The sequence below is a fragment of the Brevibacillus brevis genome (assembly GCF_900637055.1).
GTDB classification, from domain to species: domain Bacteria; phylum Bacillota; class Bacilli; order Brevibacillales; family Brevibacillaceae; genus Brevibacillus; species Brevibacillus brevis.
Genome location: NZ_LR134338.1, coordinates 5748511 through 5762129, shown reverse-complemented (window position 1 = coordinate 5762129; position 13619 = coordinate 5748511). Strand labels below are relative to the sequence as shown.

Sequence of the window (13619 nt, the reverse complement as noted above, 5' to 3'; positions counted from 1 at the left end):
GATGCCGTCTCCCATTCTCTCTGTACGAAAGACATTCCTATATTAGCATATGAGTGTCTACAGTGATTTCTTCTCGATTGCTATTTAGGCTACCCGACTGCCGCAAATAACTCTCAGGTAATACAAACCTCCACTTTTTCGTTCGACTATTTCATAAAATTTATCAAAAAAAGTTGCGATCTTTTTCCACCATTTTCCGTCGTATTACAGTGTATAAGCAAAAAGGTGATAGCTGCGCAGCGTACCTTTTTGAACCTGTAGCCCTTGATACAGGTTTTGATATGGGGAGGAAGACAGATGCAGGACGACAGGCTGATCATTGAGGAGGTCCTCCAGGGGAACAAAGAGGCATATTCTCAGATCATACAAAAATATAACAAAAGGGTCAGATTGCTCATTCGCAAGATGATCGGGCAGCCGCATCTTGAGCAGGACATCGCTCAGGAGATCTTTATCAAGGTGTATTACCATTTGGGTGACTACAGCAAAAGCTACGAATTTGGTGCCTGGCTCTACAGGATCGCCACCAATTATTGTTTCGATGAACTGCGTAACAGGAAAAGATCGATTACGGTTACAGATGCAGAGATTGAAGTGGCTACCAGCCAAACACCTGAAATGGAGTACCTTGCTAAGGAGCAGAGAGCCTTTTTGCAAAATCGGATGATGACCCTGGAGTCCAAATACCGCGTCGTCCTCGAACTGCGTTACCTCCAATTTTTGAGCTACGAAGAAATTAGCGAGGAGCTGGATGTTCCCATCAGTACGGTGCGAACACGTCTTTCCAGAGGAAGGGCCAAGCTCAAAAATGCCATTGCGAATTCGGGTAAAGGAGGGGACCTCTACCTATGACATGCTTGGATACATTCATGCTGAACGCGTATTTGGAAGACAAGCTTCCTTTTCGAGTGAAACAAGACGTACAACAACATCTGGATACATGCAGCGTGTGCCAGTTGAAGTTTGAGCAATATTTGGATGAGCTGGATCCATTCGATGATGTGGCGGAAGATGTTTGGCAGACGGAGGCAACCGTTCAAAATGTCATGGACAAGCTCCCCGCTTACCCGATGAACGTACTCAAACCCGTTCAAAAACAACCCGTTCAAATAAATTGGAAAAAGCGGAGTGTGGATATAGTGAAGAAAACAACGATTGCAGTTGCAGGATTGGCTATGGTGGTTACATTCGGAACAGCAGTTTCTCCTACGTTTGCGAACTATATGAATGGAATTTATGCCTCGATCAATCCGAGTGAGATAATGGTAACAAAAGGGCCTTACAATGCGAAACAAGTAGTCGACCTGTTTGATAAAAAGCAGACAGACATTGGCGTGAAGAAAGCGGCAGAAAACGGCTTTGTACAGCCGCTTGACTTGAAGGTGACAAACCAAGGGCTGACCATGGAAATCAATGCGGTTGTAGCCGATCCGTTGCGAATCATGATTCTGGGCTCGGTGAAGGACTCGTCAGGCAAAAAGATTCCTTCGTTCTGGAAGGATCAGTTCTCGGTCATTACAGGCGACAATGTGAATGAATTCAGGGAAGTTCGACTAAAGGATAAAAATGGCAAAGTAATCACGAGAATAGATGATAAATCGCAGGAATTGCTGCGCTGGCTGCCGCTGCCGAATGGTGAAAACTTCGCCTACGGCTACGGAAGCGATATGGACGCATTCTTTAATGAAGCGAATCCAATGCCGGACGAATTGATTTTGGAACTGCGGGTGAAGCGCCTGACAGATACGAAAGGCACATGGAATTTCGATATCCCAATTGATATGCGACCAGCAAAAGCAGCCATGAAAACAGCAGCGGTGAATAAGCAGTTAGAAACCCCGACCGGGACGACAGTGGAGTTAAAGGAAGCGCGCTTCGCTCCCACTGGTACGGAGCTAGAGTTCACGACCAGCAAGCCGGATAGAAAACTACAGGGCATTCGTTACGAGCTCCTGGATGAAACGGGTACCGTAGTGGGCAAATGGGATGACATGATGCACGACGATGATAGGGATGACAATCTCGTTATCATAAGCGAGAGTTATGGCGCGGGGAGTTACTCGCACATGGACTATACAAGAACGGAACCATTGACGAGTTGGGTTCATACGTACATGCCAATAGACCCGGCCAAGAACCTGACACTGAAGCTTGATGCAATCTATACAGCAGAAAAGTCAACACTCCAGGCAAAGCTGCCATTGGCTGAACTGAAAAAGAAACCGATCACTGTAAAAAGTGATGGAAATGAGTTTACTTTTAAATCTGTGAAGAAGGAAATGGAAAATGATAGATCGGTTTACACAATTGAGGTAGAGGGCAAGTTTGCCAAAGATATCGTCGGAGTTCCATACGATTGGAAGGTGTCCGATGATAAGGGAAATGATGAAGGGGGCAATTTCTTATTCGACCAGACAGTCAATAAGGACGGCACATTGAACATCACAGGCCAACTGAAGGTTTGGAGTGAAAATGCAGATGTGAAGGAACTGACGGTTGGTTTCAACGCGATGTACAAAGAGCATAAGGCAGATTGGGAAGTATCCATTAAGGAAGAAAAGAAATAGTTTAACAAAAAAGCCGCTCGGTCCTGTAAAAGGATCGGGCGGCTTTTTTGCATTTGAAATCAGTTTTTAGCAACCTCTGCTCGTTTTTCCCGATGAAAATAAGCATGCAACAGACAGAGCAGGACCGAACCCGCTGAGACAAGCGTTGCCAAGAACAGAGTTGGATGAATTCCACCATGGTCATACATGAACCCCATAGCCAGCGGCCCCAAGAGCCTTCCACCGGTGGTAATCGCCCCTACGACTCCCAAATAAAATGGGGCATTCTCTCCGGTTTTTTCCGATATAAAAGTAGGGATAGTGGGTGAGATGAGCATTTCTCCAAATGTAGTGATAACCATTCCGACAATAAATGCGTAATAACTACCGTGGTAGACAAGCATACACCCAAAACCGACAGCATACGCGATGGCACTGACGACGAGTTGGGCAGACAAGCTCTGATTCAACAGCCGCTTGATCCAGGAAGTGATGGGCTGCCCGGCAAAAATGATAATCCCGTTGATGGTCCACAGCCAGCTATACGAAGACAGAGGCATACCTTGTTCGGTAATATAAGGAGCGACGCCTGTATTCCATACCGTATTGGAAAAGAAAATGAATGCTGCGCCCAATGCCATAAACAAGTACAATTGGTAGCGGAATAGCAGGGTAAAGTTATTTTTCACGCGATGCTTTTGCTGTTCTTCCAGGTTCTCTCCGACCAGCTCCTGATGGGATATGTTCTTCATAAAAAGGAAGAAGAACAAGGCAAACAATAAGGTGCTCGTGCTGTTGAACCAAAATGTAAGCTGGAAGGATAAGGTGGCAATGACGCCAGCCAATGCAGTTCCGATTGCCATCCCCAAATTATTGCCGACGTAGACGATGTTAAACAATTCTCGGCGCTGTTCTTTCCATCGAAAACCGATAAATGCTTGAATGGCCGGGAATGACAGGTTGAACGTAAAGCCAAGCCCCATCATGAGAATCAGGTAGACAGGCCAGCTCTGAACGAAAGGAATGGAGAATTGAATAAGTCCTTGAATAATCAATGCGCCGACAATAAGTCGCTTGGCACCTAGTCGATGAAACAACGATCCACCGATGAATTGGCCGAAGATTCCCGCCAGAGATTGGATCATCAGGACGAATCCGGCTTCCGTCATCGAGCGTTGCAAAATGGTATGTACGTATAAGGTAGTAAGTGGCCACATAAAAGCGCTCCCGGAGGAGTTAATAAAGCTGGCGATGATGAAGAAAATGGCCTCACGTGGATAGCGATTGAGGAAAGCTGACGGTGATATCACGCGAATGCACCCCTTACCATTAAGGATAAGAATAGTATAGCTAATATTCTGAACTTTGTAAATTAAAATGTTTATAATGTCACAGGTACCCAAATAAAGGCTGCTCCACTTTCCGCAAATTCGAGTATACTAATCAAAGTGGAGAGATGACATCAACTGAGGATAGAGAGAATAAAGGTGGACTTTATGAAAATATGGAAACGAGTGTTGCTTCTTTTGCTTGTTGTGATGGCTGCGACAGCAGGATATTACGGATACTCTTTTTATCAATTTGCTCAAAATATTCAAGAGCCCAATATCGCACCGCCTAGTGGTGGAAATTCCACCAAAGCTGCAGAAATACCAGAGTGGGACGGCAAGGAACGAGTCAATATCCTGCTGATGGGGGTAGACCGCAGAGGAATGAAAAATAACGGGCTTCCTCGTTCTGACTCCATGATGCTGGTCAGCATCGATCCTGCGGGGAAACGTTATGACATGTTTTCAATCCTGCGTGATACGTATGTAGATATTCCCGGTAGAGGCAGCTCGCGGATCAACTCAGCGATTGTAGAAGGTGGACCTGAGCTGGCAATGGAAACGGTTAGTCAGTTCACTGGACTTCCAGTAGATCGTTACGTGATTACTGACTTTGAAGGCTTCAAGGCTCTGATTGATGCAGTAGGTGGAGTCGAGATCGATGTAGAAAAAAACATGTATTATCATGACCCGACAGACAAAGGCGCCTACGATATTAATCTGAAAAAAGGTCTGCAAAAGCTGGATGGAGACAAAGCCTTGCAATATGTTCGTTTCCGCCATGATGCGACCTCCGATTATACTCGGACGGAGCGTCAGCGCAAATTAATGACGGCAGTCGTGGATCAGATGAAGAATGGTACGACGCTGATGCAGCTTCCTACCATTTTGAAGGAAGTAACACCGTATGTTCAAACCAATATTAGCTCGGTGGACATGCTGAAGCTGTCTGCACTCGGATTAAAATTGGACACGCTAGAGCCAGGCAACTATCAATTGCCGCCAATGGGGATGTTCCGTGAATCGAACCGGGCAGGCTCTGTTTTGATCCCAGATGTCGATCAGATTCAATCGTTTATCCAAGAAAAAATAGCCCCTCCTACAGAAGCATCAGATCAACCCGTGGGAGAGAAGAAAAACAGCACGCAAAATTAAGCGTGCTGTTTTTTTATGTTTTGGGAAAGACTAACCATGATTTTCTAAGTGCTGAGGTGACAGGGCCGATGGAGCAGGAAGGTGCACGCATTTGGTTTGCGCATACGAGTGACTTGATCACTGAACATATCGATGAGCCTGAAGGACGCGTGCGACTTTTCTATTTAAGCACCATGGCAGATGCCAAGGTTGTCTACAGCGAGCTCATCCCGAAGCTCCGCGATCTTTGTTTGAAAGAAATCGGGATTGAAGATGTCGCCAGGCATTTAGGTGCTTCCAGCAGCAACCGTGTTTTCGATGAAGGGGAAGCTATTGAACGTTTACTCCGCGGTCATATTGTCATTCAGGTGGCCGAATCGCCCTACGGACTATCTTTTCCCAGTGATGGAACTGCTGGCAGAAGCATTCAAGCACCTGAAATAGAAACGGTTGTACTCGGCCCGCAGATTGCTTTTGTAGAAGAACTGAACGTGAACATCTGTATCATTCGAAAGTATATGTCTACACCAAAATTGTTCCATGAACAATTGAGCGTGGGAAAAAATATTCCGATGGACGTGTCGATCCTGTATTTGAGCGGAACGGCAGATGAGGAAAATGTAAATACGGTGCGTCAGCGCATTCGTGATTTGGAATTAAGCAGTAGTCTGGATTCTACCATACTGGCCCAGCATATCGCAGACAATGAGAAATCATTATTTCCTACGCTTCAGCAAACAGAGCGCCCAGACCGTGTCGTACACGGTTTGCGCCAAGGACAGATTGCCATACTCGTGGAGGGGAGCCCGTTCGCTTTGCTCGGGCCAACCACACTCCTGCAATTTTTTCAGTCGCCAGATGATTATTACTTGCGTTGGAGTCTTGCTACCTTCAACAGGGTCATGCGTATCTTTGCCATGATTTTGTCCCTGATGCTGACGCCGATTTACGTGGCCGCGCTGAGCTATCATTACGAAATGATTCCAGCTGATCTCTTGCTTTCCCTCGCGCAATCACGCTCCCGCGTACCGTTTCCGCCGCTGTGGGAGGCGATTTTGATGGAGCTGATCATAGAGCTTTTGCGGGAAGCGGGAGCGAGACTGCCGACCAAGGTCGGTCAGACGATTGGTATCGTGGGCGGTATTGTAATCGGGCAAGCCATCGTTCAGGCTGGATTCACTAGCAATATTCTGATCATTATCGTTGCCCTCGGAGCTTTGTCATCCTTTATCGCGCCTAGCTATATGATCGGTTCTACGATCCGGGTTGTTCGTTTTCCGATGATTTTGCTGGCGGGCATGCTGGGGGCATTGGGCATTGTGGTCGGATTCAGCTTCCTGGCCAGCCATTTACTGCGACAGACCAGCTTGGGGCGTCCATACATGTACCCTATTTACCCCGTGCGCTATTCTGATTGGAAAGATGGCTTTATTCGCGCTCCATTATCTTCCCTTTCGGAACGCCTCAAGTTTTTTACACCCAAAAAAGTACTTCGTTTTGACAGGGATAAGGCTAAAGAGAAGAAAGACATTGACGAGTAAGCGAGGCTGCTATGAACATAAACATCGATATAAGCAAGGGCAATACCATATCGGCATATCTTGCGGGGATTCTTGTGCATGGTGTTCAGCTTGGGATGGGTATTCTGGGCTTCCAACGAATCATTGCCAAGGAAGCGGGGCACGATGCCTGGATTTCTGTCATACTCGCAGCTTTGCTGACCCATCTTACGGTGTGGGTCATTATCAAGACTCTGCAAAAATACCCCTCAACCGATATTTATGGAATGCATGAAGACGTGTTTGGAAGATGGCTGGGAACAGGTCTTAGCATCATTTATTTGACCTATTTTTTTGTGTCGGCTGGAGTCATTTTACGTACCTACATCGAAGTTGTCCAAACCTGGGTGTTTCCAAATTTGCCTACGTGGATTCTGTCCGGAATCATCCTTTTTCTAGCGTTTTACACAGTTGTGGGGGGAATAAGAGTCATTGCAGGATATACGTTTTTTTCTATTATGTTAACGATATGGCTGGTATTAGATTTGTATTTTCCCTTGAAGTTCGCGAGGTGGGAGTATTTGCTTCCCATCATGGACACCAGCCTAGAGAACCTTTTCAATGGAATGATCGCTATGTCTTTGACCAGTGCTGGCTTTGAAATACTCTACGTGATCTATCCTTATGTACAAAATAAAGAGAGGGTACATAGAAGTGCGCAGTTGGGGGTACTAGTGACGTATCTGATCTATTTGCTTGTCATGATAGTGGCGCTGGTCTTTTTTAGTCAGGGTCAGCTCATGAGAACGATCTGGGCGACACTCAATATGCAAAAGATGGTGTACCTTCCCATTCTGGAGAGGTTTGAGCTGGTTGTCATTTCGCTGTGGCTTATCGTGATCTTGCCGAATATGATGCTGTATTTGTGGTCTTCTGCCCGGGGACTCAAGCGCTTGTTCGGATTCAAGTTGCGTCATTCGTTGTATTGGATTTTACCCGTGATTTATGTAGCTTCCTTGTCGCTGCTATCCAGGCAGGATATGAGCCGGATGACGAATATATTCTCGCAAATAGCGCTGTACATGATTTACGTGTACCCCTATTTTTTGTACGTCATGGTCTGGCTGAAGCAGCGAAAGCAACGGGTGAAACCAACCAGCAAAGGAGAGAGTGCCTGATGCTGCCTGATCGAAAACATTGGCTGCAAGTATCCAAGCGGCTTTTTGCGGTGTGGTGTTCAAGTGTCCTCATCATGACAGGCTGTACAGATCGGCAAATTTTTGATGAGACAGGACTTGCCACGGCTATCGGCTACGATTTGTTGAAAGATGGAAACATTCGTGGGACAGCGATCATGCCCTCCATTAATCCAGAGGCGAAAGAAAAGATACAGCTTTTCTCAGCGACGGGGGAAACCAGCAAAGCAATTCGGGATCGGGTTAATTTACAATCAGATAAAAGAGTATTGGGTGGGCAGATTCGTGTCGCACTCTATAGTGAAAACTTGGCAAAGCGTGGACTAGGCAGTATCGTTGACACGCTGTATCGTGATTCCTCTATTTCCAGCAGGGTTTATCTTTGCGTATTTGAAGGCGAAACATACGATATGCTGACTTATCCCTATACAGAACAAGGGAATATCGGAATCTACCTGTATCGTTTGGTTGAGCAAAATATAGAAGGGGAAAAAATCCCCTCATCGACCATGCATGAGTTTTTTCGGGCTTATTATGACAAAGGGATCGACCCGATCATGCCGTATATTGCAAGAAAGGGAAATGAGCTGCAAATCAAGGGTATCGCATTATTTCAAGGGGACCGCTATGTAGAGTGGATCACACCCAAGGAAGCCTTTTTAATCAAGCTCATGAATGGAAAATTTAGCATTGGCAGCTACGATACTTCTGTACCCGCTCATATTTTTGGAGAGGAGCCCAAGAGTGGAGGAAATAAAAAAGAGCATGTGCAGCTTGTCTTTGACACCATTTCCAGTCAATCAAACATCAAGCTGACCCAAGTATCTCCCCCGATCTTTGATATTCATATTCGATTCAATGCGCGTATTTTAGAACTAACCCTTCCGCTTAAGTTGGAGAATGCAAAGCTGATGAAAATCATGGAGAATGCATTGGAAAAAGAGATCGAAAAAGAACTGCAAAAAATAGTCCGAAAGCTGCAAGGCCTCGATGTCGATCCAGCTGGTTTCGGGATGGTGTATCGTGCAAACAGAAGAGGGATGGCAGACATGACGCAGGAAGAGTGGAGAAAAATGTTCAAGGAAGCAACGTTTCGCTTTCACGTAAAGTCGACCATCATCCGCAACGGCGTCATGGATTAAAAAACTTTTCCTACTATTACTATTGACGTGATATTTTCAAAAAGGATATAATCCGTTTTGTATCATCATGAAAGAGAAAAAACGAACATAATATACGTAGATATCTTTCTTATCAAGAGAGGCGGAGGGACAGGCCCTATGAAGCCCGGCAGCCGGTTCATTTTCGAATGAACGTCGCGGTGCCAATTCCTACAAGATTGTTTGGATCTTGTATAGATGAGAAGGGTGGATGCGAACGTATACATTGCGTTGCAGCCCCTTTTTCGTTTATGAAAAAGGGGTTTTCATATTTTATCAAGATTGTGGTCGGGAGGTGGATGCGTTGATCCAACTGCGTCATTTGCATAAAAGCTATCAAGTACAAGGTAAAACCATCCCAGCATTAACGGGGATCGACCTTTCCATAGAGCAAGGTGAAATATACGGGATTATCGGACACTCTGGAGCAGGGAAAAGTACATTGATCCGGTGCATCAATTTGCTGGAGCGCCCAACTTCAGGGGAAGTTATTGTAGACGGCGTCGATTTAACAAAGCTGGATGAAGGCAAGCTGCAAGAAAAGCGCCGCGCAATCGGCATGATTTTTCAGCACTTCAACTTGCTGTCTTCTTCAACCGTCGGCGAAAATGTCGCGTTCCCGCTCAAGCTGGCAAAGCGTCCGAAGGCAGAAATTGAGAAGAAAGTAAACGAGCTGCTGAAGCTGGTTGGGTTAGAGGCACATAAGGACAAATATCCGTCTCAGCTGTCTGGCGGACAGAAGCAGCGTGTCGGGATCGCCCGTGCGCTCGCGAATGATCCAAAAGTGCTGCTCTGTGACGAAGCTACCTCGGCTCTCGATCCGCAGACGACGAACTCCATTCTGGCCCTGCTCTTGGACATCAACCGCAAGCTGGGCTTGACCATTGTGTTGATTACCCACGAGATGCACGTCATTCGCTCTATTTGTGATCGTGTCGGCGTGATTGATGGAGGAAAGATCGTCGAGTCGGGTAACGTACTGGATGTATTCCTTCGTCCGAAGCATCCAACGACACAGGAATTCGTGGAGCAAGTAGCGGATTCTACAGAGCTGCGCGAAGCAGTCGAGCACGAAAAGGCTTCGGGGAACCGCACGATTGCTCGTGTCACCTTCCTCGGAGAAAAAACGTACCAGCCGATCCTGTTCCAAACGATGCAAGAGACAGGTACGGTGTTCAGTATTTTGCAGGGAACGATCTCCCGCATGAAGGATACGCCGTATGGTCAGTTGGTGATCGAGCTGGAAGGCGATGTCGCACAAAATCAAAAGACCATTGAGACGCTGCGCCAACGTGGCTTGGAAGTAGAGGTGATATAAATGGACTGGACATTCGAAAATGTGGATTGGGCTGAAATCGGCGAAGGTACGATGGACACGCTCACGATGCTCGGCTTCTCCACTCTGTTTACCGTCCTGATTGGTTTGCCGTTGGGCATCATTCTGTTTTTGACTTCACGCGGACAGCTTCTGCAAAACCGCACTTTTTATTCGATCGCATCATTCGTTGTCAACGTATTGCGTTCGGTACCGTTTATCATTTTGATGATCCTGCTGATTCCTGTGACGAAAATGATCGTAGGAACCTCACTCGGCGTACTGGGTGCCATTCCGCCGCTTGTATTTGGTGCCGCTCCGTTTTTCGCGCGTTTGGTGGAAACCTCGCTGCGTGAGATTGATAAAGGCGTGATTGAGGCCGCACAATCTATGGGGGCTTCCAATTGGCAGATCGTCTGGAATGTCCTTTTGCCAGAGTCTAGATCAGGCCTGATCGCGGGTATTACGATCACGACGGTTACGCTGGTCTCCTACACTGCAATGTCTGGGGTAATTGGCGGCGGCGGTTTGGGTGACTTGGCGATCCGATACGGTTATCAGCGTTTCCAAACCGATGTCATGATTGTGACTGTTGTTATTTTGCTGGTGATGGTACAAATCTTACAATCGCTGGGGGACCGTCTGGTTCTCAAGTTCAGCCGCAAGTAGGATTTTTCCATATAGGGTTTCAAATAATAAGATAAATACATGCAAGGGGGAAATCATTCATGAAAAAGCTAGTCGTATCTGTACTTTCTACTGTATTGGCATTTTCTTTGGCAGCTTGCGGAGGCAAAACGGAAACAGCACCTGCTCCAGCTGAAGGCGGCGCACAAGGCGGACAACAGGAAGTAACATTGAAGGTAGGCGCTTCTCCCGTTCCACATGCAGCAATTTTGAAGCTGGTTCAACCAAAACTGAAAGAACAAGGCGTGAATCTGGAAGTTAAAGAATTCACGGATTACGTACAACCCAACGTTCAAGTGAACGAAAAACAACTCGACGCTAACTTCTTCCAGCACAAGCCTTACCTGGAAGACTTCAATAAAGGACAAAACATGAACCTGGAGCCAGTAGTGGCTGTACACATCGAGCCATTCGGCGCTTACAGCAAAAAAGTGAAATCTGTGGATGAATTAGCTGATGGCGCAACAATCGCGCTGCCAAACGATCCAACAAACAGCGGTCGCGCACTCGCACTCTTGGAGAAAAACGGCGTGATCAAGCTGAAAGAAGGCGCTGGCATCAGCGGTACAGTGAAAGATGTTGTTGAGAACAAGAAAAACCTGAAGTTCAAAGAAGTAGAAGCAGCAATGCTGCCGCGCGTTCTGGAAGAAGTAGATCTGGCGTTGATCAACACCAACTATGCGCTGGAAGCAAAGCTTGTTCCAACCAAAGACGCCCTGTTTATTGAAGATAAAGATTCTCCATACGCAAACTTCCTGGTAGCTCGTCCTGACAACAAAGATTCCGAAGCCATTCAAAAGCTGGTGAAAGAACTGAACTCACCTGAAGTGAAAAAGTTCATTGAAGATGAATACAAAGGCGCGATTATTCCAGCGTTCTAAAGTAGAAATAATTGATCGATCAACAAAGCCCAACTGGCCGAAAAGCTGGTTGGGCTTTACTTTTATTTATAGTTTAGTGAATTTTCATAAAATTAAATTAAATCTATCGCAACCCCGTATTCAACCCAATTCCTGTCGAGTATATTGTGTTTGAAATGAGAAAATATAGATAAGGGGGAATTTTCTGATGAAACAAAATCTCAAGTTGTTTCTTGGCGCGATGCTGGTCGCCGGAAGCGTATTAGCTGGATGCTCAACAAGTACGCAGCCATCAACAACAACCCCACCAGCCGAGGGAACCGCAGCGCCCTCTGAAAAGCCTGCAAATGCAAAGCAGCAGGTATTTCGGGCGAACATTATGAGTGAGCCTGCGACAGCGGACCCCGGTCTTGCGAAGGATGCCACTGCGGGAGCAATTGTGCGTGCTACGTTTGATGGCTTGACTCGCTTCGATGCCAACGCAAAGCCAGTGAATTCAGTAGCATCCGATGTGAAGCTCTCGGATGACAAACTGGTGTATACGTTCACGCTCCGCGATTCGAAATGGAGCAATGGTGATCCAGTGACTGCCCATGACTTCGTGTATGCATGGAAGCGTGCACTTAGCAAGACCCTCGGTGCTGAGTATGCCTATCAGCTGTACTACATTAAAAACGCGAAGCTGATTCACGAAGGCAAGGCGAAGCCAGACGAACTCGGTGCAAAGGCAATCGATGACAAAACACTGGAAGTCACGCTGGAGAATCCTACGCCTTACTTCCTGGAGCTGACGTCTTTCTACACATACTACCCGGTTAATCAAAAAGTAGTGGAAGCCAATCCGAAATGGGCAAACGAAGCAGCAACGCACGTAAGCAACGGTCCATTTAAGATGACAGCGTGGGAGCACAAGAGCAAGATCGTGCTGGAAAAGAATGAGCACTACTGGGAAAAAGACGTAGTGAAGCTCGATCGCATTGAGTTTACGATGATCGAGGACGATAATACAGCGCTGTCCATGTTCGAGAACGGAGAGCTGGATTGGGCAGGTCAGCCACTCGGCGGGCTTCCCACCGATGCGATTCCGACATTGAAAGAAACAGGCAAGCTCGTGGTGCATCCAAAAGCGACGATGTACTGGTACAAGTTGAACACGACAAAAGGCCCGCTCAGCAATGTAAAAATTCGTAAAGCATTGGCATACTCGGTTGACCGTCAGACCATCGTGGATAACATTACACAAGTGGGCCAAGTGCCGACGATGGGGATGTTGCCGCAATCCATGATTATCAATAAAGATGGCTACTTCAAGGATAATGATGTAGAGACAGCCAAAAAGCTGTTGGAAGAAGGCATGAAGGAGCTTAATGTAACAAAGCTGCCTCCGATCACCTTGTCTTACAATCCAAGCGACAGACATAAGAAAATTGCTGAAGCAATTCAGGACCAATGGAAACAAAAGCTTGGCATTGAAGTAAAACTCATGGTGAAGGAGGCCACTGTTCACTTGCAGGATATGCATGAGCTCAATTACGAAATAGGCCGTATCGGCTGGAATGCAGACTTTAATGATCCAATGAACTACCTGGAAATGTTCCGAGATGGTAAAACAGGCAACAACGACACGGGCTGGGAAGATCCGCGCTATCAGGAGCTGCTGAAGCAGGCATCGGTAGAAACGGACCCAGAGAAGCGCAAGCAGCTGTTTGGCGAGGCTGAGCAAATCTTCATGGATGCCATGCCTTTGATCCCCATGTTCACGGATGTGGATGTCTGGGTACAAAGCGACAAGGTAAAAGGCGTACAAGTGGATGGGCTCGGATTTATCGACTTGAAGTGGGCAGAAATGACGGAGTAACGAATATAACAAAAATCCCGAGGCCAACGAAATTGC

General features: G+C 46.6%; 11 protein-coding genes and 1 riboswitch. Of the genes, 10 read left to right on the top strand and 1 reads right to left on the bottom strand.

Annotation, left to right across the window (positions count from 1 at the left end; translation table 11 throughout):
- Positions 1–297: 297 nt before the first annotated feature.
- Complete coding sequence (locus tag EL268_RS27940; RefSeq protein WP_106652657.1) at positions 298–852, top strand: RNA polymerase sigma factor; 555 nt, start codon at positions 298–300, stop codon at positions 850–852.
- Positions 849–2567, top strand: coding sequence for a DUF4179 domain-containing protein (locus EL268_RS27935; RefSeq protein ID WP_106652658.1), 1719 nt, complete (start codon positions 849–851; stop codon positions 2565–2567). The genes EL268_RS27940 and EL268_RS27935 overlap by 4 nt, the downstream gene beginning before the upstream one ends.
- Before the next feature lie 59 nt (positions 2568–2626).
- Here the strand turns inward: EL268_RS27935 and EL268_RS27930 are convergent, their stop codons facing one another.
- Entirely contained in the window at positions 2627–3856 is a 1230-nt protein-coding gene (locus tag EL268_RS27930) for an MFS transporter (RefSeq protein WP_106652659.1), read from the bottom strand.
- Positions 3857–4042: 186 nt separating this feature from the next.
- Here EL268_RS27930 and EL268_RS27925 point away from each other — a divergent pair, with 186 nt between their 5' ends.
- The 8 genes from EL268_RS27925 to EL268_RS27890 all read left to right on the top strand — a co-directional run bounded on the left by EL268_RS27925 (position 4043) and on the right by EL268_RS27890 (position 13583).
- Complete coding sequence (locus EL268_RS27925) at positions 4043–5029, top strand: LCP family protein (RefSeq protein WP_106652660.1); 987 nt, start codon at positions 4043–4045, stop codon at positions 5027–5029.
- Between the two features lie 68 nt (positions 5030–5097).
- Positions 5098–6549 carry a spore germination protein gene (locus EL268_RS27920; protein ID WP_106652715.1) on the top strand — a complete coding sequence of 484 codons (1452 nt, stop codon included), beginning with the start codon at positions 5098–5100 and terminating at the stop codon, positions 6547–6549.
- Between the two features lie 11 nt (positions 6550–6560).
- Positions 6561–7685 (top strand): GerAB/ArcD/ProY family transporter, encoded by a 1125-nt coding sequence (locus tag EL268_RS27915; protein ID WP_106652661.1) that lies wholly within the window; start codon positions 6561–6563, stop codon positions 7683–7685.
- The gene (locus EL268_RS27910; protein ID WP_106652662.1) at positions 7685–8845 is read left to right on the top strand and encodes a Ger(x)C family spore germination protein; all 1161 of its coding nucleotides are present in this window, start codon (positions 7685–7687) and stop codon (positions 8843–8845) included. The genes EL268_RS27915 and EL268_RS27910 overlap by 1 nt, the downstream gene beginning before the upstream one ends.
- A 106-nt stretch (positions 8846–8951) precedes the next feature.
- Positions 8952–9068: riboswitch (SAM riboswitch) on the top strand.
- A gap of 99 nt (positions 9069–9167) precedes the next feature.
- On the top strand, positions 9168–10181 hold the full coding sequence (locus tag EL268_RS27905) for a methionine ABC transporter ATP-binding protein (RefSeq protein WP_106652716.1): 1014 nt from the start codon (positions 9168–9170) through the stop codon (positions 10179–10181).
- Positions 10182–10847: a methionine ABC transporter permease gene (locus EL268_RS27900; RefSeq protein WP_106652663.1), complete on the top strand. Its 666-nt coding sequence runs from the start codon at positions 10182–10184 to the stop codon at positions 10845–10847.
- Between the two features lie 59 nt (positions 10848–10906).
- Entirely contained in the window at positions 10907–11746 is an 840-nt protein-coding gene (locus EL268_RS27895) for a MetQ/NlpA family ABC transporter substrate-binding protein (RefSeq protein ID WP_106652664.1), read from the top strand.
- Between the two features lie 187 nt (positions 11747–11933).
- Positions 11934–13583, top strand: a complete 1650-nt coding sequence (locus EL268_RS27890) for a peptide ABC transporter substrate-binding protein (RefSeq protein ID WP_106652665.1) — start codon at positions 11934–11936, stop codon at positions 13581–13583.
- Positions 13584–13619 lie beyond the last annotated feature (36 nt).

Coding starts and splice junctions, on each gene's coding strand:
- EL268_RS27925 (WP_106652660.1), top strand. CDS start 4,043: ATGAAAATATGGAAACGAGTGTTGCTTCTTTTGCTTGTTGTGATGGCT.
- EL268_RS27940 (WP_106652657.1), top strand. CDS start 298: ATGCAGGACGACAGGCTGATCATTGAGGAGGTCCTCCAGGGGAACAAA.
- EL268_RS27900 (WP_106652663.1), top strand. CDS start 10,182: ATGGACTGGACATTCGAAAATGTGGATTGGGCTGAAATCGGCGAAGGT.
- EL268_RS27915 (WP_106652661.1), top strand. CDS start 6,561: ATGAACATAAACATCGATATAAGCAAGGGCAATACCATATCGGCATAT.
- EL268_RS27920 (WP_106652715.1), top strand. CDS start 5,098: ATGGAGCAGGAAGGTGCACGCATTTGGTTTGCGCATACGAGTGACTTG.
- EL268_RS27910 (WP_106652662.1), top strand. CDS start 7,685: ATGCTGCCTGATCGAAAACATTGGCTGCAAGTATCCAAGCGGCTTTTT.
- EL268_RS27935 (WP_106652658.1), top strand. CDS start 849: ATGACATGCTTGGATACATTCATGCTGAACGCGTATTTGGAAGACAAG.
- EL268_RS27890 (WP_106652665.1), top strand. CDS start 11,934: ATGAAACAAAATCTCAAGTTGTTTCTTGGCGCGATGCTGGTCGCCGGA.
- EL268_RS27895 (WP_106652664.1), top strand. CDS start 10,907: ATGAAAAAGCTAGTCGTATCTGTACTTTCTACTGTATTGGCATTTTCT.